Genomic DNA, 26,166 nt, shown 5'->3' on the forward strand with positions numbered 1-26,166 from the left:
TGTTATTTGCGCAAACTGTTATCGATCAATTGCATTAGTGAATACCCCCAATCCAGATAATGACTGATCGGTTTAATATTCAGGACGGGGAAGTTTTATTATGAAAAGGCGACGGAGTGCTGGTGTTTCAATGAGGCCATTCGTTATTGGCGCGGATGTCGCGACAACCGGTCGCATGACCCTCCGTCGCCTGCTCGTTGACTTGCCGAGGGGTGCGGCGCTCAGTAGGTGCTGGTCACAGCCCTTCCACTGACAGGACGACACAATGACAAGACTCACGGTGCAATCCGGCGACTTCTTGCAAGGTGAAGGCGAGTATCGCAACGGATCGCTCACACTCAAGACCCCACGCAGCCAGGCCGGTGAGCGCATCTCACTGGCCCGTATCAAGGACCTCAGGCTTGCCAGCCTGGAATCGAACCGCAACCTGGGCGCCACCCTCGGCTGGGGTGTGGCCGGTGCCTTGGTGGCCGGACCGGTCGGCCTGCTCGCCGGCTTGTGGCTGGGCGGCAAAGAGGAAGAAGCCACCTTTCTTGCCACGTTCAAGGATGGCCGCAAGCTGCTGGCCATTACCGATGGCAAGACCTGGTCGAAGATCGACGACACCTGGCGCCAGCGGCAAAAACCAAGTCAGCAATAAAGCAAGCTGATTTGAGTTCGTCTGAATGATCGAGGTGTTCTTTTCGCGGGCAAGCCCGCTCCCACAGGTATCACGCTGCTCTGAGTTCGTGGGAGCGGGCTTGCTTGCGAAAAGAACACCGCACAGCCCCTGACACCCCTGCTACCATTGCGCCCCCTTTGCCAACCGCCTCACCGACAATAGCCGGAGCATACCGGCGCGTCCGTTTTCCAAGGAGCCTTGCATGACCCCGCTTCGCCCCCGCCTGCCCCTCGGCCTGCTCGGCCTGGGCCTTGCGCTGCATGCTGGCCATGGTCTGGCCGATGAACGCGTGACCCTCGCCCCCTTGCAGGTCACCGAGCGCAGCGACGACGGCTATCAACCTGGTGAAGCCCAGGTCGGCGGCTGGCATGCCGCGCCACTGCTCGACACCCCGGCCTCGGTCAGCGTATTCAGCCGCCAGTTGCTCGACGACCGCCAGGTGCGCACGCTCAGCGAAGTGCTGCAAAGCGATGCCTCGGTCGGCGAAAGCTACGCCCCCGTCGGCTACTACGAGAACTTCAACGTGCGCGGCTTCGAGCTCAATGCCGCCAGCAGCTACCGGATCAATGGCCAGACCATCGCCGGCGAGCAGAACGTGGCGCTGGAGAACAAGCAGCAGGTCGAATTGCTCAAGGGGCTGTCGGGGTTGCAGAGCGGCGTATCGGAGCCCGGCGGGCTGGTCAACTATGTGACCAAGCGCGCCGAGGACGTACGCAGTGTCACTGTCTCGACCAACGAGCAGGGCGAACGCTACCTGGCCACCGACCTCGGCGGCTGGTTCGGCAGCGAGAAGCAGTTCGGCCTGCGCGCCAACCTCGCGCATGAAGACATCCGTTCCTACGTCGACCACGCCGACGGCAAGCGCGACTTCGCCTCGCTGGCATTCGACTGGCAGATCAACCCCGATGCCACCCTGCAACTCGATGCCGAGTACCAGCACCGCGAACAGCGCTCGGTGCCCGGCTACCAGCTGCTGGGCGGCACCCAGGTGCCCCACGGCATCGACCCGGACGACCGCCTGGCCTACCAGCATTGGGCCAAGCCTGTGACGAACGACTCGCTGAACCTGGGCGGGCGCTTCGAGTACCGCTTCAACGAGGCCTGGACCGGCGCGCTCAACGCTTCGCGCAGCCAGGTGGTGATCGACGACTACAGTGCGTTCGCCTGGGGCTCCAGCGAGGGTGCGTTCTTCGGCAGCAATGGCGACTACGACATCTACGATTTCCGCAGCCCCGATGACACACGACGCATCGACGAACTGCAGGCCACCCTCGAAGGGCGCTTCGACGCCTTGGGCGTGCAGCACGAGCTGACGGTCGGCAGCAGCGCGCAGCGTCGGACCCTCGATCAGCGTCCGTACTACAACGAATGGTTGGACAGCGGAAATATCTACACCGGTGCACCAGCGCTGGATCCGTCCGACAAACCGATCGGCCACAGCGAACGCCGCCTGGACAGCCGCCAGTACGGCCTGTTCGTCAGCGACCGCATCAGCTTCAACGAGCAATGGCAGACCGTGCTCGGCGCCCGCGAAGTGCGTTTGGACGAGAAGACCTGGGACGAAACCGGCACACCGGGCCGTCATACCCGCCAGTACCAGTTGCTGCCCAACGCCGCGCTGATCTACAAACCGCAAGCGGACACCACGCTGTACGCAAGCTGGTCCAAAGGCCTGTCGGCAGGCGGTACCGCGCCCTGGTTCGCCAGCAATCGCTACGAAATTCTCGCTCCGACCCTGTCGCGCCAATTGGAAGTGGGTATCAAGCGCGACTGGAAAGGCATGAGCCTGAGCGCAGCGCTGTTCCAGATCCGCCAGGCCTACCAGTACGCCCGCCCACAGGACGGCACGGCCCCGATCTATGTGCAGCAAGGCCAACAGAAGAACACCGGCCTGGAGCTGGGCGCCAGCGGCTGGGTGACGTCCAACCTGCAACTGCACGCCAGCGCCGCCGCGATCCGCGCCCGGGTGCAGAACAGCGGCACCGACGTCTACGAGGGCCACCAGGCGATCAACGTGCCCCGCCTGCGCGCGGCGCTGCAGGCCGAATACAACCTCCCGGTGCCGGGCCTGGCACTGCTCGGCGGTGCACGCTACAGCGCCAGCAAGTACGCAAGCCAAGCGGGTAACGTCGAGGTGGGTGGCTACACGTTATTCGATATCGGCAGCCGCTACCGCACCCGCATCGGTGACTACGACACCGTGCTGCGCCTGACGGTCGACAACGTCTTCGACAAGCGCTACTGGCGTGACGTGGGGGACTATCTGGGGGACAACTATCTGTTCCAGGGGGCACCGCGCACGGCACGACTGTCGGCTTCGGTCAGTTTCTGAAGATATCGCCCGCCTGCGAGCACCGGTTGAGTCGGTATTCGCGGGCGAGCCAGCCAAGCCGGATTTCACGCAAACAAAAAACCCCTGAACCTTTCGATTCAGGGGTTTCTCGTGGAATGTGGCGGTGAAGAAGGGATTTGAACCCTTGATACGATTTCTCGTATACACACTTTCCAGGCGTGCTCCTTCGACCACTCGGACACTTCACCGGATCTCTTCAAGCTATTCAGCCTGTCGAGGCGCGCTAATTTAGTAGAAGACCCTTTCTTTGGCAAGCATTTTTTTCAGAATTTTCATGCGCTTAAGCCTCACCCCGGAAAAACCCGGCCAGCCAGGGCGATGCTGCCAATCTGGCCTGCGCTTTTTCCGCATTCCTGGCGCCTGCCCCGGCACCACACGGGGTCGGTGACGCAGGCTGACTGGCCAGTCAGCCTTGGCGCTTTACCTGGCCTGCGCTGCTGGGTAACGTCATCGCCACGCCACCCAAAGGACTCTGTCATGAGCGAGTTGATTACCTACCACGCCGAAGACGGCATCGCCACCCTGACCCTGAACAACGGCAAGGTCAACGCGATCTCGCCGGACGTCATCACCGCCTTCAACGCAGCACTGGACCGCGCCGAGGAAGAACGTGCCGTGGTGATCATCACCGGCCAGCCAGGCATTCTTTCCGGCGGCTACGATCTCAAGGTGATGACCGCCGGCCCCAAAGAGGCTATCGACCTGGTCACCGCCGGCTCCACCCTGGCCCGCCGCCTGCTCTCGCACCCTTTCCCGGTGATCGTCGCCTGCCCCGGCAATGCCGTGGCCAAAGGCGCGTTCCTGCTGCTGTCGGCCGACTACCGCATCGGTGTCGAAGGCCCTTACAAGATCTGCCTGAACGAGGTCCAGATCGGCATGACCATGCACCATGCCGGAATCGAACTGGCCCGCGACCGCCTGACCCGCTCGACCTTCCAGCGCTCGGTGAACAATGCCGAAGTGTTCGACCCGCACGGGGCGGTGGTGGCCGGGTTCCTCGACAAGGTGGTGCCGGCCGAGCAACTGCAGGAAACGGCGCTGAGCGCGGCGCGGGAGCTGAAGAAACTGAACATGCTGGCGCACAAGAACACCAAGCGCAAAGTGCGCAAGGCGCTGCTGGAGACGCTCGACAAGGCGATCGAGGCCGACAAGGGCCACATGGGCTGAAACCAGGCTTGCTGGAGCCGCCGCGCGCCGCTCCAGCAAGCCATGACGCGACCGGGCTCTGTTCGCCGGTTTGCCCTGACCAGTGCACGGTCGTACACTGCGCCGCGACTGTCTGGTGTGAGCCGTATCATGCTCTATATGCTTCGCATGCTCCTTCTGGCGCTGCACTTCCTGCTGGTCGGCGCCGTCGGCCTGGTCATCGGCCTGTGCCGCCCCTTCAACCCCGATAACAGCCGCCTGTTCGCCCGCCTCTACAGCGTGCCGGCAGCCTGGTTCATGCGCATCCGGGTCAAGGCCGAAGTCGGCCCCTTGTGGGACCAGCCGCCCGGCTGCGTGATCGTTGCCAATCATCAATCCAACTACGACCTGTTCATCCTCGGCCAGGTGGTTCCACGGCGTACGGTCGCCATCGGCAAGAAGAGCCTGGGCTGGATTCCGTTGTTCGGCCAATTGTTCTGGCTCGGCGGCAACGTGCTGGTGGACCGCAAGAATGCCTACCAGGCGCGCAAGGCGATGCAACTGACCACACGGATCCTGCGCGATGACACCTCGATCTGGATCTTCCCCGAAGGCACGCGCAACCCGGCGGAACAGCTGCTGGCGTTCAAGAAAGGCGCGTTCCACATGGCAGTCGAGGCCGGCGTGCCGATCGTGCCGGTGTGCGTCAGCCGCTACTCCAGGCGCCTGAGCCTCAACAGCTGGCGACGGCGCACGGTGATCGTCCGCTCGTTGCCGCCGATCGCCACCCATGGCCTGGGCCAGCAGGACGTGCCCGCGCTGATGGAGCAATGCCGCCTGCAGATGCAGCAGTGCATCGACCGCATGGAGCGGGAATTGCCGCACGCCTGAGCCGCCAGCTTGCTCTGCGCCGCAGCACGGCCCAAGCTGTCGAGGTGTCCAACCGAAGAAGCAGGCAACCATGGGTCGAGTCGTCGCAGCGGCGGTGTACAGCGCCGGGAGAAAGGTCACCAACATCAGCCTGGATGAAGGCAGCGAATGGGCACGCAAGCCCGGGCATTTCGTCTGGATCGGCCTGGAAGAGCCCAACGCCCAGGAACTGGCCAACCTGCAACGCCAGTTCGGCCTGCACGAACTGGCCATCGAGGACGCCCTCGAGAAACACAGCCGCCCCAAGCTCGAAACCTTCGGCGATGCGCTGTTCATCGTCACCTATTCGCCGGTGCGCCATGAGGGCAAGCTGGAGTTCATCGAGACCCACATTTTTGCGGGCAACGGCTACATCATCACCTGCCGCAACGGTCATTCGAAATCCTACGCCCTGGTGCGCCAACGCTGTGAAGCGCGGCCGCTGCTGCTCGAGCACGGCGAGGACTTCGTGCTTTACGCCCTGCTCGACTTCGTCACCGAAAACTACCAGCCCGTCAGCGAGGCGATCCATGGCGAGATCGAGGAGCTGGAGCAAAGCGTGCTCAGCGGCTCGCTGCAAGAGCAGGACATCCGCCGCCTGCACAGCTTGCGTCGCGACATCCTGCGGCTGCGCCGCTACGTGGCGCCGATGGTGGAGATCGGCGAAGAACTGCAGCGCCTGAGCTTCCCTTTCATCGACAAGAACATGCGCCCGTACTTTCGCGACGTGCAGATCCACGTCACACGGCAGATGGAAGACCTTGTCGGCATACGCGACATCGCCAGCCAGACCATCGAGATCGGCATGCTGCTGGAGTCGTCACGCCAGAGCATCGTGCAGCGCAAGTTCGCTGCCTGGGCGGCGATACTCGCCTTCCCCACGGCCATTGCCGGGATCTACGGGATGAACTTCCAGAACATGCCGGAGCTGGGCTGGCACTACGGCTATTTTGCGGTGCTGGGGGTGATCGGGGCGGGATGTGCGGGGCTGTACGCGAGCTTCAAGCGCTCGGGATGGTTGTAACCGGCTGAGTACCGGGTCGTTCTTTTCGCGGCGGTTCGGTGCCCCGACAACCCCGCGAAAAGAACGACGCAGTGGCAGGCTCAGGCAGCGCTCTGCTTGCCCTTGCGCGGTTGCTTGACGAACCGCAGCATCCACTCGCCCACCAGATCGCCCTGGTGCTCGGTGGCAAGGCTCGCCACCGCCTTGTGATACACCTCATCCCCCAGAACGTCCTGGCGCGCATCGAGCAGCGCACGGGAATAGTCGTGGACAAACTCCGGATGCCCCTGGAAGCACAGCACCTGGTCACCCACGTGATAGGCCGCATTCGGGCAGAAATCGCTGGAGGCGATCAGGGTCGCGCCTTCAGGCAACGCGGTCACCTGGTCCTGGTGGCTGATCAGCAGGGTCAGCTCGGTCACTTCAGGATCCATCCACGGCGCATGGGCCGCCAGGCTGTAGCGGTGGATACCCAGCCCCCAACCGCGGTCGGCGCGCTCGGCCTTGCCACCCAACACCAACGCCAGCAACTGGTGACCAAAACAGACACCCAGCAGCTTCTCGCCCCGCTCATAGAGCTTGAGCAGGTAGGCCTTGAGGGTCTGAATCCAGGGATCGGAACCGAACGAGTCGGCCTTGCTGCCGGTCACAAGGTAGGCATCGAAGGTTTCACCTTCGGGTGGGTACTCGCCGTTCATCACGTTGTAGACGCGAAACTCGGCGGCGATCGGCTGACGCGAGAACAGCTGCTCGAACATCCTTCCGTAGCCCTGGTACTGCGCGGTCAACTCCGGTCGCAGGACATCGGTTTCAAGGATGCAGATGCGTAACGACATAGGGATAGTCCTGAACGACATGTGGTGGAATCTGATGTAGAGACTGACGCGAAAGACACGTACAAGCAAGAGGTGTGCACTGACGAACGGTCACCTTGCAGGCCCTGCCCGCGCAGCCTCCACGATGTGTCTAGTCAGAGCATGCCAGCTAAATGGCCAGTGGCCTCATAACGTTCGGAAATGCCTGCTGTTACGCTTAGAACAAAGGGTTCTCAAACAGGCCCGGTGTTCGCCCTACTGTTGGGTGTAGATATCTACGCAAGAGGCACGCAAGGCCTGCGTTTCATACGCCACAGTGATCGACCCGACGCAAGACAAGGAAGCCAAAGGCTATTCAGGAATAACAACAAGAAGGCGGTCCGCCATGTTCAGACAATCGAAAGTACGCCAAGCCGGACTCATACTCTTCGCCACCACGTTGCTGCTGATCCTGCCGAACCTGACACGCTTGTTCGGCTGACGGCAGCGGTGGCATTCACAGGCTGCGCAGGAGTAATCTGCCGACCTTTCAGGGTTGGAGATCGTTCATGCGTCATTGCCTGAGTTTGCTGTTGCTGCTGGTCAGCCTGCCGCTGGCAGCCGCGCAATTGACGCTGGAGCTGGGCAACGGTCAACGCCAATGGCAATCCGAGCAATTGCTCGAACACCCGCAGGCGCGTGCAATCGACATCCCCCAGGATGTCGCCTACAAACGCCCCATGCATTACCGCGCCGTGCCACTGGCCACCCTGCTCGAAGGAGTGAAGCCTGGCGATCACCTGCAAGCGGTGGCACTGGATGGCTTTGCCGCGGAGATGCCCGCTGCGCAGTTGCTGCAGGAAGGTCCGGCACGGGCCTGGGTGGCGGTGGAAGATCCGCGCCAGCCGTGGCCAGCGCTGGCCCAGGACAAACCCGGTGCCGGCCCGTTCTACCTGGTCTGGACCAACCCGCAAGCCAGCGGCATCCGTCCCGAGCAATGGCCCTACCAGATCGCCAGCATCCGCCGCCTGGCGCCGGTCGCCGAGCGTTTCCCTGCCCTGTTGCCTGCGCCCGAACTCCCCGCGCAAGACCCGATACGCCAGGGTTTTGCACTGTTCCAGCAGAACTGCCTGGCCTGTCATCGCCTCAACGGTGCGGGGGATGCCCAGTTCGGACCAGACCTGAACCTGCCGCACAATCCCACCGAGTACTTCCAGCCGGGTTACCTGCGCCTGTACATTCGCGACCCGCAGAGCCTCAGGCAGTGGCCGCAGGCTCGCATGCCGGGGTTCTCGAAGGATGTGTTGAGCGAGCAGGAGCTCGATGCGCTGATCGCCTACCTCGGGCACATGGCCAAGCGGCGACCTTGAGAGGAATGCGCGGGGCCGCAATGCAGCCCCGAACGCGTCAGGCGATGGGTCTTTCCTGTTTGACGCCCCAACCCTCGACCTCTCCTCCCAGCGGCGAGATCACCGCCTCGAAGGCCTCCTCGAAAGCCCCGATCCCTCGGTAGGTGGCGTACATGACCTTGCTCAGTTCCAGGTGCCAGGCGCCGTCATCGCGCTCGCGTACCTGGGCATTGATCGACTCCCCGCGGAATTGCCCCGCGGCCCGGCGTGCCCCGACTTCGTCTGGAAAAGTGGCATAGAACTCGATGGGATGGATCTGGGTGAAGTCGAAACCACCCGCTTTCATCTGGCGAAGCACGCTGCTGCTGATGTCTTCGTTCTGGCTGCTCATGAAACGTCCTCCTGAAAAACCCAAGGGATAGACTTTCCGTGCACTACGCACCTGCCGGCAGCCCGCAAGGGGCCTGGCAGTTCGAGCTGATGCAAGACGCGAATGAAAACGGCGTAGACCCGCAGAAGACCAACGCCTCTGTCCAGCGTAGTGCGGATGACGGCACCTTGCCAGTTGCCCCGTTCAGGGCGCTTCGTGAATGGTGGTGATGATCACGCCGTTCTGCTCCTTGAGCCACAGCGCGGTAGGGGAAGGCTTTCGGTCCTGGAAATCGTTGAGGTCCAGTTCATCCATGAGCGGAAACAGCTTGGAGCGGATGGCCCGCGCCGCATCCTCTTCACTGGGCAGATGCTCGCTTTTGAGCAGCAGGGACTGCGGTACACCTTTCTGATCAGCAAAGATGACTTCCCACTCTTTCATTGATCGACCCTCTTGGAAGCACAACGGTCAGTGATATCCGTACTTAGCTGACCATACACAAAGGCTGATGTTCAGAGTGGCTGAGAGATGGAGATGAAGATTTCTTCAGCAAGCGATGACAGAGGCCGCAAATGAAAAAGCCCGCCATCATCGGCGGGCTTCTGCACACGGGTAGCCGTTACTCAGGCTTGCCGTGAACCACACCGGCGGTGTTGTCCAGCAGACTCTTGGTCGCGGTCTGGATATAGGCCTCGAGCTTCTTGAGCATTTCCGGCTGGTCCGGACTTTCGATCAGTTCGGCCTTGAACTCACGCCCCAGCTGGTAGCGATACATCCGTGGCGTCATGTCCTTGGACTCGATGAGGATGTGATCACCCTGCACCAGGCCAACGATCTGCTCGCTGCCCGATGGCTTGATCATGCCTACGCCCTGGTCACCGGCCGGCAGGTTGAGCAGGTCACGACCCCAGCACTGGTGACGGGTGTCGCCCCCCAGGCGCCCCATAATGGTCGGCACGATATCGACCTGGGTGCCAACGGTATGGTTGACCGCACCGAACTTGTCCTGGATACCCGGGGCGATCAGCAGCAGCGGCACGTTGAAACGGCCCAGATCCAGCTCGGTGACCTGTTGGTGGTTACCGAAACCGTGGTCGCCGACGATCACGAACAGGGTCTCCTTGAAGTAGGGCTCCTTGCGCGCCTTCTCGAAGAACTGCCCCAACGCCCAGTCGGAGTAACGCATGGCGGTCAGGTGCTCATCCAGGCGGCCTTGGCCGGTGACCTTCTCCACCGGCAGGTCCTTGGGCAAGGCGTACGGGGTGTGGTTGGAGAGGGTCTGGAGCAAGGCGTAGAACGGTTTCTTGCCGTAGTTGTGGGCCAGCTCCTGATTGGCACGGTCGAACATGTCCTGGTCCGAAACGCCCCAGGTCGGGTCGGAGAACACCGGATTGACAAAGTCGTTGCGGCCGATGAAGGTGGTCATGCCCTGGTTGCCGAAGAACCCGGACTGGTTGTCCCAGGCGAAGTCGCCGTTGTAGACGTAGACATCATCGTAGTCGCGGGCGCTGAGCAGTGCCGGCAGGCCCGAGAGCTTGTGTCCGCCCTCTGGGGTCTGCATCAGGTACTCGAAGCCCGGCAGGTTGGGGAAGCACGCCATGGTGGCGAACATGCCCTGGTGGGTGTGGGTACCGTTGGAGAAGAAGCGGTCGAACAACAGCCCCTCCTTGGCCAGCTTGTCGAAGTACGGGGTGATGTTGTTCGGGCTGCCCAGGGCGCCCACCGAGTGACCGGCGAAGCTCTCCATGAGGATCACTACCACGTTCTTGATCGGCAAGGTGTTGCCGGCCGGCGGCACGAAGTCTCGGCGGATGGCCGCCTGGTCGGCATCGACCAGCGTGTCGTTGGGGGTCAGCAGCAGGTCACGCACACTTTGCTGGGCGACTCCGGTTTCCAGTACCGGTTTCCAGATATTGGCGCGGTCTTCACCGAAGCGGCTCTTGGCGGCGTCGATCAGCGTCAAGGTGCCGTTCAGGCCCAGCTGGTTGACGAAGTTGGAGTCGGTGGTGAAGGCATCACCCCAGCGCATGGGTGGGCCCTGGCGCAGGGTGCCGCGGGCGGCGACCACCGCCACCACCAGGATGACCATGAACACCGCCAGGCGGGCGTACCAGGGTGCGACACGGCGCTGAGCGACGATCTGGCCGCTGCCCTGGCCACCGCGAGTCAGGCGGTCGATACCCTTGAACAGCAGGCTCAGCAGCCAGGTGCCGAACAGCCACGCCAGCAGGTAGCGAACCACCGGGAAGCCGTACCAGAGCATGCTCATGACGGTCTTGGGGTCTTCCTTGATGTACTGGAAGACCAGGCCGTTCAGGCGCTGGTGGAATTCACGGTAGAAGTCCAGCTCCATCAGGCCAAGGAACATCACGATGCTGGAGGTGACGGTCAGCCAGAATCGGAAGAAGCCGCGCCGCGCCATGGCCCAGGGGCTGTTCATGGCCAGCAGCAGCGGGATGCTCAGGTACACCACCACCCGCAGGTCGAAGCGCAGGCCGTTGAGGAAGCCTTCGGCCACCGTGGAGTACGGGGTGTCGCCGATCATGTCGCTGTTGTAGACCAGCAGCGCAAGGCGTACCAGGCTGAGCATCAGCATGATCAGCAGGCCGCTGAGCAAGGTGTAGGCGAGGTGCGATTTGAGGGTCGGCGAGAACGGTGCCGACGCGGCCCGTTGCTTCAAGGCATCCGTGTTAGCCATGAATGGGAAGATCCTAGGATTTCGGGGTTGGGAAAGGCGCTGGACGCAGCCTCGCAGTCCTGTGCCGGACAATCGCCGGCAAGGGCCCATACATTAAATGTGCGGCGCGGAGTTTGGTTAATGCCGTGTGAAAATTTTGTCACGATGAACGGTCAGAGGCGCACGTTGCCCCGTGGCCCTGCAATTGCCCAGATGATCAGGCCCAGCACAGGCAACAGCAGGATGAGCAGAATCCACAGGATCTTGATCCCTGTCTCGCTGCCGCTTTTCAGCACGTTGATGATCGCCCAGATATCTAGGGCAAGAATGATCAGCCCGACCAGGCCGTTGAATGTAGATCCCATGCTGCAGCTCCTGCGTGAACGTTCCTGTGGCTGAGCATAGTCCGCTATCGGCACGATATAAGGGAATCCTTGGCCGGGCTGGCAGGTCACTGGATAGACTGCTGTCATCCATCGCTTTCGAGGTTCCCATGCCACCCGCCCACAGCCACAGCGCCGCCCCTCCTTCACTCATCCATGCCTGGCGCCAGCAAGCGCTGAGTACCCCCTGGCTCAGTGCAGGCCTTGGCTTGAGCCTGCTGGCGATCGTCTTCCTGCTGCTGGCCAGCCTGTGGAATGCCGTCAACGGCGATCATTCGCAGAACCTGCACCTGGCGGTGCTGGGTGGGCTGTCGGGCTTCGGCGCCACGGCCCTGGGCGCGGTGCTGGCCGTGGTGCTGCGCGATGTCAGTGCGCGCAGCCAGGATGTGATGCTGGGTTTCGCTGCCGGCATGATGCTCGCCGCCAGCTCGTTCTCGCTGATCCTGCCGGGTCTGGATGCCGCCCGGGAAATCACCGGCAACGGCCCCGCCGCTGCGGGCGTCGTCGTGCTGGGCATGGGCCTGGGCGTGCTGCTGATGCTCGGCCTGGACCGCTTCACCCCACACGAGCACGAGAGCACTGGCCCTTGTGGGCCGGACGCTGAACGAATCAGCCGGGTGTGGCTGTTCGTGCTCGCCATCACCCTGCACAACCTGCCCGAGGGCATGGCCATCGGCGTGAGTTTCACCAACGGTGACATGAGCATCGGCCTGCCACTGACCAGCGCCATCGCGATCCAGGACATTCCCGAAGGCCTGGCCGTGGCCATGGCCCTGCGCGCCACAGGACTGTCGAACTTCAAGGCCGCGCTGGTGGCGATCGGCTCTGGCCTGATGGAGCCGCTGGGGGCAGTGATAGGCCTGGGCATCTCCACCGGCTTCGCCCTCGCCTACCCAATCAGCATGGGCCTGGCAGCGGGCGCGATGATCTTCGTGGTGTCGCACGAGGTGATTCCGGAAACCCATCGCAACGGTCACCAGACCTCGGCAACCCTGGGCCTGATGGGCGGCTTTGCGGTGATGATGTTCCTCGACACCGCGCTGGGCTGATCTGCAGGAGCCCCATAGGGGCGGCGTTCGCCGCCCCTGCAACACACAATCACAGCGTCAGACGTGCACCGCGACCTTCAAGGCCTCCAACGCCGGTTCCACCTTGATGCCCAACTCGGCGCCCAGCTCCAGCGCGCGCGCCAGGTCCTGCTGACCGACCATCACCATCTGCAGCTCGTCATCGAGCAACTGGCTGAAGTTCAGCAGCACATAGCCGCCCGCTTCCTTGTTCAGTGCACCCATCTGCACCTGGATGCGGTTGAGCGCGGTCAGCGGCTCGGTGCGCGCCAGTTGCTTGGGCTTGAGGGTGAATGGCACGCTCTTGTCGAACGAATCGGTGATCGCCTGGAACAGGTCCTGGTAGCTGTCGGCCTGGAACACCACGGTGTCCGGCAGACTGCCGAGCACTACCCATTCGCCCAGTGGGATCGGGAAACTGTCGTCGTAGTTGATGTCTGGATTGGCCGCAAGAAAAGCGGCAGGGTCGGCGTAGGCCTGGGCGGCCTCGTCGGCGATACGCTCGATGTCAGCCTCGCGCAGGCAACCGGCGCCGATGAGGCTGATGAATTCGAGCAACTGGTTTTTCATGGGGGGCCCTGCTTGGCGATTGGCGAAAAAGGCGCCAAGGATACCCCCCGAGGTGTCAGCCTGCCAGCGCCTGCAGGCGAGCGGCTGCTTCGCTGGCACCCATGGTCTGCGCTGCGACCAGTGCGGTGGCGCCACGTGCATCCTGGCGCGCCGGATCAGCGCCCTGGGCCAGGAGATAGTCGAGGATTTCGCTGCGGTTGAACATCGCTGCCAGCATCAATGCCGTACGGCCATCGCCCGCCGCCGCGTCCACCGGCACTCCGTGTTCGATGAACAACCGGATCATCGCCAGGTCGCCCTTGAAGGCTGCACCGGCAATCGGCAACTGGCCATTGTCGTTGGCGATCAAGGGGTCCGCGCCATGGGCCAGCAGCACTTTCACCGCCTCGTGATGACCGTGGTAGCTCGCCAGCATCAGCAAGGTGTCGCCCTTGTGATTGCGCAGGTTGGCCGGCAGGCCACCGTCCAGCAGACGCTCGAGAATGGTGGCATCGCCACGACGGGCGCGCTCGAACACTTCTTCGGCGAAGGCGGCGGATTCTTCTTCTGTCATGGCGGTGGGTTGTTGGTCGGACATCTGGAACCTCCTGGCAAGTGTGATGGCCCAATTTTGTGTCAGGCCATCGTCGAGCGGCAAAGGTTCAGATTCTATGGGACCGAGAGGCAGGCTCTATGACCTTGCAAAATGCACTGTGCAAAATGCACGACCATGCACAATGCACGGCAGCTGACTCCTTGAATTAACTTAACTTGTTGTTTTTAAAGGATTTTATTTTTTATTAAGGCCTGGCACGGTCACTGCAACCATCAACTCACGTCTGCAAACCTACACGTCAGGAGTTGATATGGACCTCATCCAGGAAAAATTCGTCTCGGTCTTCGCGGCCTATCAGGTCGACACCAAGTCCCGTCCGGACGGCGGCATCCTGCTGACCCTGCGCGCCGCCGACGGCACCGTGACTCGCCGCGTGCTGTCCTATGCACAACTGCACAGTGCCGAACAGCTGTCCTGGGCCATCAGCGCCATTCGCCGCGACCTGGCCGAGCAGGCCAGCGAGCTGCCGGTGATCTCCATGCTGCAGAGCCAGCAACGTTTCGCCCTGCCAACCTATCGTTGACAGTGCCGCCCGTTTCGCGGGGCAATCCTCCTTCCACGAAGGGATTCTGTGGGAAGAGGATTGCCCCGCGATCTATTACAGCTCGCTCATCCCCACAAACTGTCGTGCCTGCTCGTCGCCAGTCATGGTGATGCCCTGCTCGTTGCCGAACAGGCGCAAGGCCAGACAGAACGGTGTATCGCCCAGGTCGATCCAGCGACGGGTCTGCGCAGGCACCACCAGCACATCGCCCTTCTCGCACAGCAGCGCAAACACCTGCTCACCCAGGCGCAGGCTGATCTGGCCTCGCCCGCTCACCACGGCAAATACCTCGACGGCGTCATGCGCGTGCTCATCACGCAGATCGACCTCGACCAGCTGATCGCCGTCGCGGTTCAGCAGCATCAATCCCTTGCAACCGTGCGCGGTCATCAGTGTGTCGATCAAGCCAGCGGCCTCTTCGCGCACCTGTGCCTCGGCGCTGCCCGGACGAATACGCAGTCCGTGCTCGTGTCGTGCAAATTGCACGCCCTGCTCGGCCAGGGTAGCGGCAATGTCTTCATGGTGGGTCAGCACCTTGTGCGCCAGCTGCGGGCTGCTGGAATGAAAAACGCTGAGAATGCTCATCAGGGGCTGTTCCTGGTCTGTTGCGAACGAAGGGCAATGATAACGGCTGCAGCCAGCGCTGCGACGCTGGCCATACCAAAGGTGAACTGCGGGCCGAGCAGTTTCCAGCTGTAGCCCGAATAGAGCGCGCCCAGCGCGCCACCGGTGCCGGACAGCGCCGCATACAGCGCCTGGCCCTGCCCCTGCTGGCGAGCGCCGAAGCTGGACTGGACGAAGGCGATGGAGGCGGCGTGGAAGCAACCGAAGGTGGCTGCATGCAGCAACTGGGCGAGGATCAGCACTGCCGGGATATCGGCAAGGCTGCCCAGCAGCAGCCAGCGCAACGAGGCCAGCAAGAAGCTCACCAACAGCACACTGCGCACCGGGAAGCGCGCGAAGATCCGGCTCATCAGCATGAACATCAGCACCTCGGCGACCACCCCGAGCGCCCACAGCAGGCCGATGGCGCCGCGGCTGTAGCCCAGGTGTTCCAGATGCAGGGTCAGGAAGGTGTAGTACGGACCGTGGCTGAGCTGCATCAGCGCCACGCAGACATAGAACGCCAGCACTCCCGGTGCCGCCAACTGCTTGAGAAAGCCCCCCGCCGCGCGCCGTTCGGCATGCTCGACCGGCTGGGCATTGGGCACCCACAGGCTGGCGATGACGATGCCGGCCATGATGCTGACCATCGCCAGCGGGTAGACGTCCAGGCTCAACCATTCGAACAATCGCCCCAACCCGACCACAGTGAGGATGAAGCCGATCGAACCCCATAGCCGGACCTGGCTGTAGCGCGAGGTCTGTCCATGCAGGTGCGCCAGGGTGATCACTTCGAACTGCGGCAGCACCGCATGCCAGAAGAACGCGTGCAGGGCCATGACCAGCGCCAGCCAGGCGTAGCTCTTGGCGAAGAAGATCAGGGAAAAGGTCGCCAGCGTGCACAACGCTCCCAGGCGCACGATCAGCAGGCGCCGCCCGCTGCGATCACCCAACCAGCCCCACAGGTTGGGAGCGATGCAACGCATGAGCATGGGGATCGCCACCAGCTCGCCGATGCGTGCCGGGGGTAAACCCAGGTGATCGAAGTACAGGGCCAGGAAAGGTGCGGTGGCACCGAGCAAGGCGAAGTAGCAGAGGTAGAAGCTGGACAGACGCCAGTAGGGGATGGGGTGCATGGGTGGGCCTTGTGGGGACCTTTACCGGCCTCTTCGCGGGCACGTCCGCGAAGAGGCCGGGCCTGGCTGAATCAGAGCTGGCCCAGCACCGGGGTGTCGACCTTCACATCGGCATTCTGCGCACGCTGGCGCAGCAGGTGGTCCATCAGCACGATGGCCATCATCGCCTCGGCGATCGGCGTGGCGCGAATGCCCACGCACGGGTCATGACGGCCCTTGGTGACGACGTCGACCGGGTTGCCATCGACGTCGATCGAGCGGCCCGGCACGGTAATGCTCGAAGTGGGCTTGAGCGCCAGATGGGCAACGATCGGCTGACCCGACGAAATACCGCCGAGGATGCCGCCGGCGTTATTGCTGAGGAAGCCTTCCGGGGTGAGCTCGTCGCGGTGCTCGCTGCCGCGCTGGGCGATGCTGGCGAACCCTGCGCCGATCTCCACGCCCTTGACCGCGTTGATGCTCATCAGCGCGTGGGCCAGTTCGGCGTCGAGGCGGTCGAAGATCGGCTCGCCCAGGCCCGGCATCACGCCCTCGGCGACCACGGTGATCTTCGCGCCGACCGAATCCTGGTCGCGGCGCAGTTGGTCCATGTACGCCTCAAGCTCAGGGACCTTGTCCGGGTCGGGGCTGAAGAAGGCGTTCTGCTCGACGCTGTCCCAGGTCTTGAAGGGAATTTCGATCGGGCCCAACTGGCTCATGTAGCCGCGCACGCGAATGCCCTGGGTGGCCAGGAACTTCTTGGCGATGGCACCGGCAGCCACGCGCATGGCGGTTTCCCGCGCCGAGCTGCGGCCACCGCCACGGTAATCGCGGATGCCGTACTTGTGGTGGTAGGTGTAGTCGGCGTGGGCCGGGCGGAACAGATCCTTGATGGCCGAGTAGTCCTTGGACTTCTGGTCGGTGTTGCGGATCAGCAGACCGATCGAGCAACCGGTGGTGCGACCTTCGAACACCCCGGAGAGGATTTCGACTTCGTCGGCTTCCTGGCGCTGGGTGGTGTGCCGGCTGGTACCGGGCTTGCGACGATCCAGGTCGTGCTGCAGGTCGGCCAGCGAGATTTCCAGGCCCGGCGGGCAGCCGTCGACGATGGCGACCAGCGCGGGGCCATGGCTTTCGCCTGCGGTGGTGACGGTGAACAGCTTGCCGTAGGTATTGCCGGACATGGACGCTCCGCGAAAATCAGCCTGAACTTGAAAGAGGCCGCCAGTATACGGAAAGCCGCAGCTTTGCGAAAAAAATCGCGAGAACCTTCGTTCGCGCTCCAGGTCCAACCGAACATCTCCCCATGCAGTATCCGAAGATGCGCATCGTCGCCCTGCTCTTGCTGTTCTGCGCAAGCCTGGCCCAGGCCGCCGCCCCTACCGTGCTCAAGCATCCCATCGACCTGGACACTGGTCATGGCGTGCTGCACGGCAGCCTGCTGCTGCCGCTGCAGGATACCCCGCCGCCGGTGGCGCTGATCATCGCCGGCTCCGGCCCGACCGACCGCGATGGCAACAACCCGGCATCCGGGCGCATCGACAACCTAAAGCGCCTGGCCCAACTGCTCGCCAACGAGCACATCGCCAGCGTGCGCTACGACAAGCGCGGGGTCGCCGCCAGCCAGCCCGCAGCGCCCGACGAACGCGACCTGAGCGTCGAAGGCTATGTCGCCGATGTCGTGGCCTGGGCGCACAAGCTGCAAGCCGACCCACGCTTCGGCCCGGTGATCCTGATCGGCCACAGCGAAGGCGCGCTGATCGCCAGCCTCGCCGCCAATCAGGCCGGCGCCAGCGCGGTGATCACCCTGGCCGGCAGCGGCCGCCCCATCGCCGACGTGCTGCGTGAACAACTGGCCCAGCGGCTGTCTGCGGCGCAACTGGCCCGCGGCAACAGCCTGCTCGACCGCCTCCAGGCCGGCCAGACCAGCCTGGATGTGCCCACGCCCTTGCGCGAGGTGTTTCGACCTACGGTGCAGCCCTACCTGATCTCACTGTTCCGCCAGGACCCGGCCACGGCCTTTTCGCGTCTGCAGGTGCCGGCGCTGATCGTCCAGGGCCGCAATGACGTACAGGTCGAGGTCGACGACGCCAAGCGCCTGAAAGCCGCCAAGCCGGACGCGGAACTGGTGCTGATCGACGGCATGAACCATATGCTGCGCATCAGCCCGCGGGCGATGAGCGAGCAACGCGACAGTTACAGCAATCCTGACCTGCCCCTGGCTCATGAGCTGGGCGAGCGGATCGTCGCCTTCATCCACCGCTTGCAGTCCGCCTGACACTTTTACCCCTCAGGTCTTGCCCGGTGCTGCCGATAACGCATGGCAAGAGGCGGTGATGCCAAAGAGCCTTATCGCGCAGCGACCGTTGCGCGCCCGCGCATGGCATCAACCGGCCCGTGCACTTGAGGATTGCCCTGATGACCGATGCCCCCGCCGCCGAGGCGACCGAAGAACAACCCCCAGAGAGCGCACCGCTGCCCTGGGCCGACCTGGCCGCTGAACACTTTCAACTGCTGCGCCTGGCGCCGCTGCCCACCGATCGCAACAGCGGCGCGCGACCGCTGCGCTTCGTGCAATTCGGCTACGCCGAGCGCCACGACAAGGCCAACAGCCTGCTGCGCATGGAAATCCTGCTGCCAGGCCAGAAGGTACGCAAGGAGCAGAACCGCCTCGACGTGCGGGTCGACCATGAACACCGTGTCGTGCGCATCGGCGACGAAGCCGGCCTGCAACTGGAACCGCTCAACCGTGGGCTGGGCCGTTACTTGCTGGCCCAGGCCGTACAATGGCTGCAGCGCAAGTGGTCGCACTATCAGGTCGAGGGCATGGCCCTGCCGAGCAAGGATGCCCTCAACGAAGACTCGCGCCTGCGCCGCGACCATGTGCTGCGCAGCGTAGGGCTGGAAGTGGAATATGCCGACGGCCAGATGCTCAAGGCCCGAACCGTCGAGACCCCGGTTGGCCAGCTCAAGAGCCTCTGGAGCAGCGAGAAGGTGCAGCGCGTCGACATGCTCGAGGCGGCGACCATGCTGCAGCAGGCCGAGCAGAAACTGCAGGAGAAGGAAGCGCAACTGCGCGAGCGTGACGAGCGTGTGGCCAAGTACCGCCGCGAGGACAGCGGCCTGCGCTTCACCATCACCTGCCTGGTGGCCTTTGCGGTGTTCCAGGCCGGCCTGCTGATCTGGATCGCCACCCGCTGACGCCGGATCGCGGGGGCCTGCCCCGCGACCGAAGCCTCATACTCGCGAAGCAAACAGCTCCTGGTGGTCCCGGCACTGTTGCGCCGTGAGCATGAACACGCCGTGGCCACCGCGCTCGAACTCCAGCCAGGCGAAGTCCACCTCCGGGTAGAGGGCTTCGACATGCACCTGGCTGTTGCCCACCTCGACGATCAACAAGCCCTTCTCGGTCAGGTGATCAGCGGCTTCGGCAAGCATGCGTCGCACTAGGTCCAGACCGTCGTTGCCACAGGCCAGGCCAAGCTCCGGCTCGTGGTGGTATTCGGTGGGCATGTCGGCGAAATCCTCGGCGTCGACATAAGGCGGATTGGACAGGATCAGGTCGAAACGCTGCCCAGGCAGCCCGGCGAAACCATCGCCCTGCACGGTGAACACCCGCTGGTCGAGGCCGTGGCGCTCGATATTCTGATTGGCCACTTCGAGTGCGTCGAAGGACAGGTCGGCCAGTACCACCTCGGCCTCCTGGAACACATCGGCGGCAACGATACCGATGCAGCCGGAGCCGGTGCACAGGTCGAGGATCCGCGCCGGCTCGCTGGCCAGCCAAGGCTCGAAGCGCTTCTCGATCAATTCGCCGATCGGGGAGCGCGGTATCAGTACGCGTTCGTCGACGATGAACGACATGCCACAGAACCACGCCTCGCCCAGCAGGTAGGCGGTCGGTACCCGCTCCTCGATGCGTCGCTTGAGCAAGTGCTGCAGGCGCACCCGCTCGTCATCCTCCAGCTGGCAGTCCAGGTAGCTGTCGGCCACCTCCCAGGGCAAGTGCACGGCACCGAGCACCAGCAGGCGGGCCTCGTCCCAGGCGTTGTCGGCGCCATGGCCGAAGAACAGCTCGTGCTCATGGAAGCGGCTGACCGCCCAGCGGATGTGGTCGCGCAGGGTGCGCAGGCGGGATGTGATCACGGAGTACTCCTTTTCAGACTGTGCGAAAGTCTAACAGTCCCCCGGCTGAAATGTTCCACCGGTTCCCGTTCGGATAGCCACAGGCCAGTAATCATGCCGTCTGCGTTGTCAACCATTCACATTGGCGCCGAGGCAAGGGAGAATAGAGGGATAAAAGCCCTTCCAAGGAGCCCTTGATGTCCGTTCCAACCACGATGTTCCGCCTCACCGGCCGCGACTACCCGCCGGCCAGGCTGAGCCAAGCCAGCCTGATCGTCATCGACGCGCAAAAGGAGTACCTGAGCGGTCCGCTGGCGCTGTCGGGCATGGACGAGGCCGTGGCGAACATTGCCAAGTTGCTCGAGGCTGCCCGCAAGGCCGGCCGTCCGATCATCCATGTCCGCCACCTCGGCACCGTCGGTGGCCGCTTCGACCCACAGGGGCCGGCCGGCGAATTCATTCCGGGCCTCGAGCCGCAAGGCGATGAAATCGTCATCGAGAAGCGCATGCCCAACGCCTTCAAGAACACCAAGCTGCACGAGACGCTGCAGGAGCTCGGCCACCTGGACCTGATCGTCTGCGGTTTCATGAGCCACTCCAGCGTCAGCACCACGGTGCGCCGCGCCAAGGACTATGGTTATCGCTGCACTCTGGTGGAAGACGCCTCGGCCACCCGTGACCTGGCGCTCAAGGATACGGTCATCCCGGCCGCGCAGATCCACCAGTGCGAGATGGCCGTGATGGCCGACAACTTTGCCTGTGTCGCCCCGACCGCCAGCCTGATCTGACTGCGCAACCGCCCGGCAGCCGGGCGGAACCCGAAGGGCGAGCACAGGTCTGATTCCGGATACCTACAGAGGAACACGGAATGAAGCTCAAAGGCAGTTTCGATGCCAGGCGCCTGCGCCCGCACGAGCCGGGCAACTGGGGCGCGCGCCTGGCTGCCGGCCTGTCCGCCCTGCTCGCCACCTTGGGCATTCTCCTGGCCATGGCCGGTATCGCCGGGCTGCTGGGCAACTACCAGGCCCTGGCCGAACTCAACGCCAACCGTCCCTTGTCGGCCATCCTCACGGTGATCGGGTTGCTGATGCTGTACCTGGGGGTGCGCTTCTGGCGGCGCAGCCGCATTCGCCTGCGCCGTGGACGGGAGCTGAACCTGTCGCCGCACTTGATGAAAAAGCATGATTGAGCGTTGGCCGCAGCGGTACTGACGACGCGGGGCCGATCGCGTAGAATACGCCGCCCACGTGGAGGCACACATGCAAGACGACGACTTTTCCCTCTTCCGCAGCGAGGTGCGGGGCGTCAAGCCCATCGCGCACGACCGCGCCGAAGTCGGCAAGCCCAAGGCCGACCGCAAGCAATTGGCCGGCCTGCGCCAGGCTGCGACCGTGCGCAGCGACCAGCCGCGGGTAGTCGATGGCATGTCGGACCAGTTCGTCATCGACGTTGGCGCCGAAGACGAGCTGATGTGGCGCCGCGACGGCGTGCAGGAAAGCCAGATCCGCAAGCTCAAGCTCGGCCAGATCGCCTTCGAGGGCAGCCTCGACCTGCACGGCATGACCGTTGAACGCGCGCGCGAAACGCTGTGGGACTTCATCGCCGAAGCCACCAAGCTGGAAGTGCGCTGCGTGCGGGTCACCCATGGCAAGGCTGCGCGTATCGACGGCAAGCGCCCGATGATCAAGAGCCACGTCAACACCTGGCTGCGCCAGCACCCGCAGGTGCTCGGTTTCGTCTCTTGCCAGGCCCGTCATGGCGGCACCGGCGCCTTGTACGTGATGCTCAAGCGGACCATGCTCGACGGTCGCGACGAATGACATCACGCTTGCAGCGCCGCGTTTGCCGCCGTAACCTTCGTTTTTGCGTTTTTTCCCACAGGTAGATCCATGTCCCTGGAACAGAACTACACCGAGATCCTCAGCCAGATCGGCGAGGACGTCTCCCGTGAGGGCCTGCTCGACACGCCCAAGCGGGCCGCAAAGGCCATGAAGTACCTTTGCCGCGGTTATGAACAAACCCTGGAAGAAGTCACCAACGGTGCGCTGTTCACTTCGGACAACAGCGAGATGGTGCTGGTCCGGGACATCGAGCTCTATTCGATGTGCGAACACCACATGCTGCCGTTCATCGGCAAGGCCCATGTGGCCTACCTGCCCAAGGGCAAGGTGCTGGGGCTGTCCAAGGTGGCACGGATCGTCGACATGTACGCACGTCGCCTGCAGATCCAGGAAAACCTCAGCCGTCAGATCGCCGAGGCCGTGGAGAAGGTTACCGGCGCCGCAGGCGTTGCGGTGGTCATCGAAGCCAAGCACATGTGCATGATGATGCGCGGCGTCGAGAAACAGAACTCGAGCATGATCACTTCGGTGATGCTTGGCGAGTTCCGCGAGAACGCCGCCACCCGCAGTGAATTCCTCAGCCTGATCAAGTGATCGGACTCTGCGCGAAGCCGACCCCTCGGGGTCGGCTTTTTATTTTCCGTTGTGCCCCACAGATCAGGAGTTGCCCATGATCGTCAAAGCCCTGCGGGTCGGCCTCGGCCAGCTCATCGTGTTCGGCGACTGGATCAGCCGCCCGGCCAAGCGCAAGCGCGACGCCGCCGCCCAGGTCCAGGTCGAGCAACAGGCCAAGGGGCTGGCGCTGTACCAGTTCCACGCCTGCCCGTTCTGCGTCAAGACCCGCCGTGCCCTGCACCGCCTCAACGTGCCGGTGGCACTGCGCGATGCGAAGAACGACCCGCAACACCGCCAGGCGCTGCAGGAAGGCGGCGGCCGGGTAAAGGTGCCGTGCCTGCGTATCGAAGAGGACGGCAAGGTGACCTGGATGTATGAATCCAAGGACATCATTGGCTATCTGGAAAAGCGCTTCGGGTCGGTCTGAGCCTGGCCTGCAGCGGCCGCCACAAGGGCTGCGCCGCTGCCAGGCCGATCAATCCACCATCTGCACATGCCGCGGATGGCTGGCCACCCGCACCAGCCAGGCCCTCACCCCCGGATACTCGGCCAGGTCGAACCCACCCTCCTGCGCCACGTGGGTGTAGGCATACAACGCGACATCAGCGATCGAATACTGCTCGCCCACCAGGTACGGCGTCATCTGCAACTGACGCTCCATCACCTTGAGGGCCTTGTAGCCACCTTTGTGCAACTTGCGATATTCCTCGAGGCGCTCGTCCGGCAACCCCAGGTAGAACTGGATGAAACGCGCCACGGCGATGTAAGGCTCATGGCTGTACTGCTCGAAGAACTGCCATTGCAGCACCTGGGTGCGCAAGCGCGGCTCGGCCGGCAGGAACTCGCTGCCATCGGCGAGGAAGTTGAGGATCGCGTTGGATTCCCACAGGCAAGTACCGTCTTCGAGCTCCAGCACCGGTACCTTGCCATTGGGGTTTCTGGCCAGAAACTCGGGGGTCTCGGTTTCGCCTTTGAGAATGTCCACCGAGTGCCACTCATATGGGCGCCCCAGAAGATTCAGCATCAACTTGATCTTGTAGCAGTTGCCCGACTGGTAATCCCCATAAACCTTGTACATCGCCCCTCCCCTCCTGTGCAGTTGCAGGTCAGCGCCCAATAGTTGGGGACTGTACGGCTAAAAGCAATGACTGCTGTATGGCAAGCTTCCGATTCGCCCGCGTTAATCTGAAAAAACTGCTTACATGAACAAGGAATGCCCCATGACCGACGCCACTTCCACGCGTCTGCGCCCACTGGCGGACAGCGCCCCATCGGCGGTGGTCGCCGGTTTCATCGCCATGCTGACCGGCTATACCAGCTCCCTGGTGCTGATGTTCCAGGCTGGCCAGGCCGCCGGGTTGACCACCGCGCAGATTTCCTCGTGGATATGGGCCCTGTCGATCGGCATGGCGGTGTGCAGCATCGGCCTGTCACTGCGCTACCGCACCCCGATCACCGTGGCCTGGTCGACGCCGGGCGCAGCGTTGCTGATCACCAGCCTTGGCGGTGTCAGCTATGGCGAAGCCATCGGCGCTTACATCACCTGCGCCGTGCTGGTGCTGGTCTGCGGCTTGACCGGCAGTTTCGAGCGCCTGGTGCGGCGTATTCCGGCGTCGCTGGCGTCGGCCTTGCTGGCTGGGATCCTGTTCAAGATCGGCAGCGAAATCTTCGTCGCCGCCCAGCATCGCACTCTGCTGGTACTGGGCATGTTCTTCAGCTACCTGCTGGTCAAGCGCCTGTCGCCGCGCTATTGCGTGCTGGCCGCGCTGGTGGTCGGCACGACGCTGTCCGGCATGCTGGGGCTGCTGGACTTCAGCCACTTCAATCTGGAGGTGGCAAAACCGGTCTGGACCACGCCGAGCTTCTCGTTGGCAGCGACCATCAGCATCGGCATCCCGCTGTTCGTGGTGGCGATGACCTCGCAGAACATGCCCGGCGTTGCCGTGCTGCGCGCCGACGGCTACCAGGTGCCGGCCTCGCCGCTGATCTCGGCGACCGGTTTCGCCTCGCTGCTGCTGGCACCCTTCGGTTCGCACGGGGTCAACCTGGCAGCCATCAGCGCGGCGATCTGCACCGGCCCACATGCCCATGAAGACCCGGCCAAGCGCTATACCGCGGCGCTCTGGTGTGGAATCTTCTATGGCATCGCCGGGGTGTTCGGCGCGACCTTGGCCGCGCTGTTCGCGGCGCTGCCAAAGGAGCTGGTGTTGTCGATCGCGGCGCTGGCGCTGTTCGGCTCGATCATGAACGGGTTGACCGTGGCGATGAGCGAGGCACGGGAGCGTGAGGCGGCGCTGATCACCTTCATGGTGACGGCCTCGGGGCTGACGCTGTTTTCGATCGGTTCGGCGTTCTGGGGGATCGTGGCGGGGGTGATTACCTTGCTGATACTGAGTCCGCGCAAGGGGTAAAGGTTATTGGTTGCCTGTACCGACCTCTTCGCGGGCAAGTCGCAGCGGCGAACCGCCGCTCCTACAGAGGTCCAGCAGTATTGAAGGCTGCGCCGTACCTGTGGGAGCGGCGGTTCGCCGCTGCGACTTGCCCGCGAAGAGGCCAGCCTCATCCCAAGCGGAAATGCCCCACCATCCCCTTCAACTCATCTCCCAACTGCGCCAGCTCCACACTCGACCGCGCATTATCCTGCATCGCCAACGCCGCCTGATCCGCACTGCCGCGAATCTGTGTGACGCTGCGGCTGATCTCCTCGGCCACCGAGCTCTGCTGCTCCGCTGCCGCAGCGATCTGCTGGTTCATCTGCTGGATCAGCGACACCGCCGAGGCGATGCTGCCCAGGGCGCTTTCGGTATGCAGCGCATCGGCCACGGCCATGCGCACCAGCTCGGTACTGCCACGAATCTGCGCCACCGACTGCTGGGCATTGCCGCGCAGGCTGGCCACCAGGCGCTCGATCTCCTCGGTCGACTGCCGGGTACGCCGCGCCAAGGCCCGCACTTCATCAGCCACCACAGCAAAACCACGGCCCTGCTCACCGGCGCGCGCGGCCTCGATCGCCGCGTTGAGCGCCAGCAGGTTGGTCTGCTCGGCGACGCTCTTGATCACTTCCAGTACATCGCCGATGGTGTGGATCTCGGCACTCAGGCTGTCGATGCCGGCGCTGGCGGTTTCCGCAGCCTCGGCCAGCTGTTCGATGCGCTGCATGCTCTGGCGCACCACCTGCTGACCGGACTCGACCTTGTCGTCGGCATCCTGTGCCGCCTGCGCTGCCTCCTCGGCGTTGCGCGCCACATCGTGCACGGTCGCAGTCATCTGCTGCATCGCGGTGGCGACCTGTTCGGTCTCCTCCTTCTGGCTGCCCACCTCGCGGTTGGTCTGCTCGGTCACCGCCGACAACGCCTGAGCGTTGCCGGCCAATTGTTCGATGCCCTGCTGCAATCCGCTGACGATACCTGACAGCCCCGCGGCCATCTGCTGCATGGCCAGAGTGAGTTGCCCCACCTCATCGCGCC

At 63.5% G+C, this 26,166-nt stretch carries 29 protein-coding genes and 1 tRNA gene; 16 read left to right on the plus strand and 14 right to left on the minus strand.

Annotated elements, in window-relative coordinates; all coding sequences use genetic code 11:
• Positions 1–265 precede the first annotated feature (265 nt).
• Both ACK3BK_RS18195 and ACK3BK_RS18200 read left to right on the plus strand, forming a co-directional pair.
• A complete protein-coding gene (locus ACK3BK_RS18195; protein ID WP_186666536.1) occupies positions 266–640 on the plus strand; it encodes a hypothetical protein in 375 nt (124 codons plus the stop codon).
• A gap of 223 nt (positions 641–863) precedes the next feature.
• The gene (locus ACK3BK_RS18200) at positions 864–2,993 is read left to right on the plus strand and encodes a TonB-dependent siderophore receptor (protein ID WP_411383014.1); all 2,130 of its coding nucleotides are present in this window, start codon (positions 864–866) and stop codon (positions 2,991–2,993) included.
• Positions 2,994–3,112: 119 nt separating this feature from the next.
• Here the strand turns inward: ACK3BK_RS18200 and ACK3BK_RS18205 are convergent.
• Positions 3,113–3,202: transfer RNA gene (locus tag ACK3BK_RS18205), tRNA-Ser, on the minus strand.
• Positions 3,203–3,491: 289 nt separating this feature from the next.
• Here ACK3BK_RS18205 and ACK3BK_RS18210 point away from each other — a divergent pair.
• The 3 genes from ACK3BK_RS18210 (at position 3,492) to ACK3BK_RS18220 (ending at position 6,072) form a co-directional block, all read left to right on the plus strand.
• Complete coding sequence (locus ACK3BK_RS18210) at positions 3,492–4,181, plus strand: crotonase/enoyl-CoA hydratase family protein (RefSeq protein WP_054891971.1); 690 nt, start codon at positions 3,492–3,494, stop codon at positions 4,179–4,181.
• A gap of 129 nt (positions 4,182–4,310) precedes the next feature.
• Positions 4,311–5,030, plus strand: coding sequence for a lysophospholipid acyltransferase family protein (locus tag ACK3BK_RS18215; RefSeq protein ID WP_186711228.1), 720 nt, complete (start codon positions 4,311–4,313; stop codon positions 5,028–5,030).
• 70 nt (positions 5,031–5,100) lie between these two features.
• The gene (locus ACK3BK_RS18220) at positions 5,101–6,072 is read left to right on the plus strand and encodes a magnesium and cobalt transport protein CorA (RefSeq protein ID WP_054891973.1); all 972 of its coding nucleotides are present in this window, start codon (positions 5,101–5,103) and stop codon (positions 6,070–6,072) included.
• An 80-nt stretch (positions 6,073–6,152) separates the two neighbouring features.
• On the opposite strand, the gene ACK3BK_RS18225 is transcribed toward ACK3BK_RS18220, so the two are convergent.
• On the minus strand, positions 6,153–6,887 hold the full coding sequence (locus tag ACK3BK_RS18225) for an amidotransferase (protein ID WP_411383015.1): 735 nt from the start codon (positions 6,885–6,887) through the stop codon (positions 6,153–6,155).
• 527 nt (positions 6,888–7,414) lie between these two features.
• Between ACK3BK_RS18225 and ACK3BK_RS18230 the strand changes: the two genes are divergently transcribed.
• Entirely contained in the window at positions 7,415–8,215 is an 801-nt protein-coding gene (locus tag ACK3BK_RS18230) for a cytochrome c (RefSeq protein WP_186711227.1), read from the plus strand.
• A gap of 37 nt (positions 8,216–8,252) precedes the next feature.
• On the opposite strand, the gene ACK3BK_RS18235 is transcribed toward ACK3BK_RS18230, so the two are convergent.
• From ACK3BK_RS18235 to ACK3BK_RS18250, 4 genes are all read right to left on the minus strand, one after another.
• The gene (locus ACK3BK_RS18235) at positions 8,253–8,585 is read right to left on the minus strand and encodes a ribonuclease E inhibitor RraB (RefSeq protein ID WP_186666546.1); all 333 of its coding nucleotides are present in this window, start codon (positions 8,583–8,585) and stop codon (positions 8,253–8,255) included.
• Positions 8,586–8,768: 183 nt separating this feature from the next.
• Positions 8,769–9,005, minus strand: a complete 237-nt coding sequence (locus ACK3BK_RS18240) for a hypothetical protein (protein ID WP_125931685.1) — start codon at positions 9,003–9,005, stop codon at positions 8,769–8,771.
• Positions 9,006–9,183: 178 nt separating this feature from the next.
• Positions 9,184–11,262: an LTA synthase family protein gene (locus ACK3BK_RS18245; protein ID WP_411383016.1), complete on the minus strand. Its 2,079-nt coding sequence runs from the start codon at positions 11,260–11,262 to the stop codon at positions 9,184–9,186.
• 152 nt (positions 11,263–11,414) lie between these two features.
• On the minus strand, positions 11,415–11,606 hold the full coding sequence (locus ACK3BK_RS18250) for a PLDc N-terminal domain-containing protein (protein ID WP_186666549.1): 192 nt from the start codon (positions 11,604–11,606) through the stop codon (positions 11,415–11,417).
• A 128-nt stretch (positions 11,607–11,734) separates the two neighbouring features.
• Between ACK3BK_RS18250 and ACK3BK_RS18255 the strand changes: the two genes are divergently transcribed.
• On the plus strand, positions 11,735–12,673 hold the full coding sequence (locus tag ACK3BK_RS18255) for a ZIP family metal transporter (RefSeq protein ID WP_186666551.1): 939 nt from the start codon (positions 11,735–11,737) through the stop codon (positions 12,671–12,673).
• Between the two features lie 57 nt (positions 12,674–12,730).
• Here the strand turns inward: ACK3BK_RS18255 and ACK3BK_RS18260 are convergent, their stop codons facing one another.
• Positions 12,731–13,261, minus strand: coding sequence for a hypothetical protein (locus ACK3BK_RS18260; RefSeq protein ID WP_186666553.1), 531 nt, complete (start codon positions 13,259–13,261; stop codon positions 12,731–12,733).
• A 55-nt stretch (positions 13,262–13,316) separates the two neighbouring features.
• The gene (locus ACK3BK_RS18265; protein ID WP_411383017.1) at positions 13,317–13,838 is read right to left on the minus strand and encodes an ankyrin repeat domain-containing protein; all 522 of its coding nucleotides are present in this window, start codon (positions 13,836–13,838) and stop codon (positions 13,317–13,319) included.
• A gap of 268 nt (positions 13,839–14,106) precedes the next feature.
• Between ACK3BK_RS18265 and ACK3BK_RS18270 the strand changes: the two genes are divergently transcribed.
• Entirely contained in the window at positions 14,107–14,379 is a 273-nt protein-coding gene (locus ACK3BK_RS18270; protein WP_186666558.1) for a DUF3509 domain-containing protein, read from the plus strand.
• A gap of 75 nt (positions 14,380–14,454) precedes the next feature.
• Here ACK3BK_RS18270 and ACK3BK_RS18275 read toward each other — a convergent pair whose 3' ends face one another.
• The 3 genes from ACK3BK_RS18275 to aroC all read right to left on the minus strand — a co-directional run bounded on the left by ACK3BK_RS18275 (position 14,455) and on the right by aroC (position 17,302).
• Positions 14,455–14,985 (minus strand): oxidase, encoded by a 531-nt coding sequence (locus tag ACK3BK_RS18275; RefSeq protein ID WP_411383018.1) that lies wholly within the window; start codon positions 14,983–14,985, stop codon positions 14,455–14,457.
• The gene (locus ACK3BK_RS18280; RefSeq protein WP_411383019.1) at positions 14,985–16,139 is read right to left on the minus strand and encodes an MFS transporter; all 1,155 of its coding nucleotides are present in this window, start codon (positions 16,137–16,139) and stop codon (positions 14,985–14,987) included. Before ACK3BK_RS18280 ends, ACK3BK_RS18275 begins: the two co-directional genes overlap by 1 nt.
• Before the next feature lie 71 nt (positions 16,140–16,210).
• Positions 16,211–17,302, minus strand: coding sequence for a chorismate synthase (gene aroC, locus ACK3BK_RS18285; RefSeq protein WP_288376179.1), 1,092 nt, complete (start codon positions 17,300–17,302; stop codon positions 16,211–16,213).
• A 122-nt stretch (positions 17,303–17,424) separates the two neighbouring features.
• Between aroC and ACK3BK_RS18290 the strand changes: the two genes are divergently transcribed.
• Complete coding sequence (locus ACK3BK_RS18290) at positions 17,425–18,396, plus strand: alpha/beta hydrolase (RefSeq protein WP_411383020.1); 972 nt, start codon at positions 17,425–17,427, stop codon at positions 18,394–18,396.
• A gap of 140 nt (positions 18,397–18,536) precedes the next feature.
• Entirely contained in the window at positions 18,537–19,319 is a 783-nt protein-coding gene (locus ACK3BK_RS18295; RefSeq protein WP_186666562.1) for a hypothetical protein, read from the plus strand.
• Positions 19,320–19,355: 36 nt separating this feature from the next.
• Here the strand turns inward: ACK3BK_RS18295 and prmB are convergent, their stop codons facing one another.
• Positions 19,356–20,264, minus strand: coding sequence for a 50S ribosomal protein L3 N(5)-glutamine methyltransferase (gene prmB / locus ACK3BK_RS18300; RefSeq protein ID WP_065862117.1), 909 nt, complete (start codon positions 20,262–20,264; stop codon positions 19,356–19,358).
• Positions 20,265–20,440: 176 nt separating this feature from the next.
• Between prmB and ACK3BK_RS18305 the strand changes: the two genes are divergently transcribed.
• From ACK3BK_RS18305 to ACK3BK_RS18325, 5 genes are all read left to right on the plus strand, one after another.
• Positions 20,441–21,031 carry a cysteine hydrolase family protein gene (locus ACK3BK_RS18305; RefSeq protein WP_125931680.1) on the plus strand — a complete coding sequence of 197 codons (591 nt, stop codon included), beginning with the start codon at positions 20,441–20,443 and terminating at the stop codon, positions 21,029–21,031.
• An 80-nt stretch (positions 21,032–21,111) separates the two neighbouring features.
• Positions 21,112–21,432 carry a hypothetical protein gene (locus ACK3BK_RS18310; protein WP_411383021.1) on the plus strand — a complete coding sequence of 107 codons (321 nt, stop codon included), beginning with the start codon at positions 21,112–21,114 and terminating at the stop codon, positions 21,430–21,432.
• A gap of 70 nt (positions 21,433–21,502) precedes the next feature.
• Positions 21,503–22,063 carry a Smr/MutS family protein gene (locus ACK3BK_RS18315; RefSeq protein WP_411383022.1) on the plus strand — a complete coding sequence of 187 codons (561 nt, stop codon included), beginning with the start codon at positions 21,503–21,505 and terminating at the stop codon, positions 22,061–22,063.
• A gap of 69 nt (positions 22,064–22,132) precedes the next feature.
• Positions 22,133–22,678: a GTP cyclohydrolase I FolE gene (folE, locus tag ACK3BK_RS18320; RefSeq protein WP_054891992.1), complete on the plus strand. Its 546-nt coding sequence runs from the start codon at positions 22,133–22,135 to the stop codon at positions 22,676–22,678.
• Positions 22,679–22,754: 76 nt separating this feature from the next.
• Positions 22,755–23,126, plus strand: a complete 372-nt coding sequence (locus ACK3BK_RS18325; RefSeq protein ID WP_186711216.1) for a glutaredoxin family protein — start codon at positions 22,755–22,757, stop codon at positions 23,124–23,126.
• Positions 23,127–23,174: 48 nt separating this feature from the next.
• On the opposite strand, the gene ACK3BK_RS18330 is transcribed toward ACK3BK_RS18325, so the two are convergent.
• Positions 23,175–23,777 carry a glutathione S-transferase family protein gene (locus tag ACK3BK_RS18330; RefSeq protein WP_411383023.1) on the minus strand — a complete coding sequence of 201 codons (603 nt, stop codon included), beginning with the start codon at positions 23,775–23,777 and terminating at the stop codon, positions 23,175–23,177.
• Positions 23,778–23,919: 142 nt separating this feature from the next.
• Here ACK3BK_RS18330 and ACK3BK_RS18335 point away from each other — a divergent pair, with 142 nt between their 5' ends.
• A complete protein-coding gene (locus ACK3BK_RS18335; protein WP_186666568.1) occupies positions 23,920–25,110 on the plus strand; it encodes a benzoate/H(+) symporter BenE family transporter in 1,191 nt (396 codons plus the stop codon).
• A gap of 148 nt (positions 25,111–25,258) precedes the next feature.
• Here the strand turns inward: ACK3BK_RS18335 and ACK3BK_RS18340 are convergent, their stop codons facing one another.
• Positions 25,259–26,134 carry a methyl-accepting chemotaxis protein gene (locus tag ACK3BK_RS18340; protein WP_371264443.1) on the minus strand — a complete coding sequence of 292 codons (876 nt, stop codon included), beginning with the start codon at positions 26,132–26,134 and terminating at the stop codon, positions 25,259–25,261.
• Positions 26,135–26,166: the final 32 nt, after the last annotated feature.

Source organism: Pseudomonas sp. L7 (assembly GCF_046605565.1).
Lineage (GTDB): Bacteria > Pseudomonadota > Gammaproteobacteria > Pseudomonadales > Pseudomonadaceae > Aquipseudomonas > Aquipseudomonas wayambapalatensis.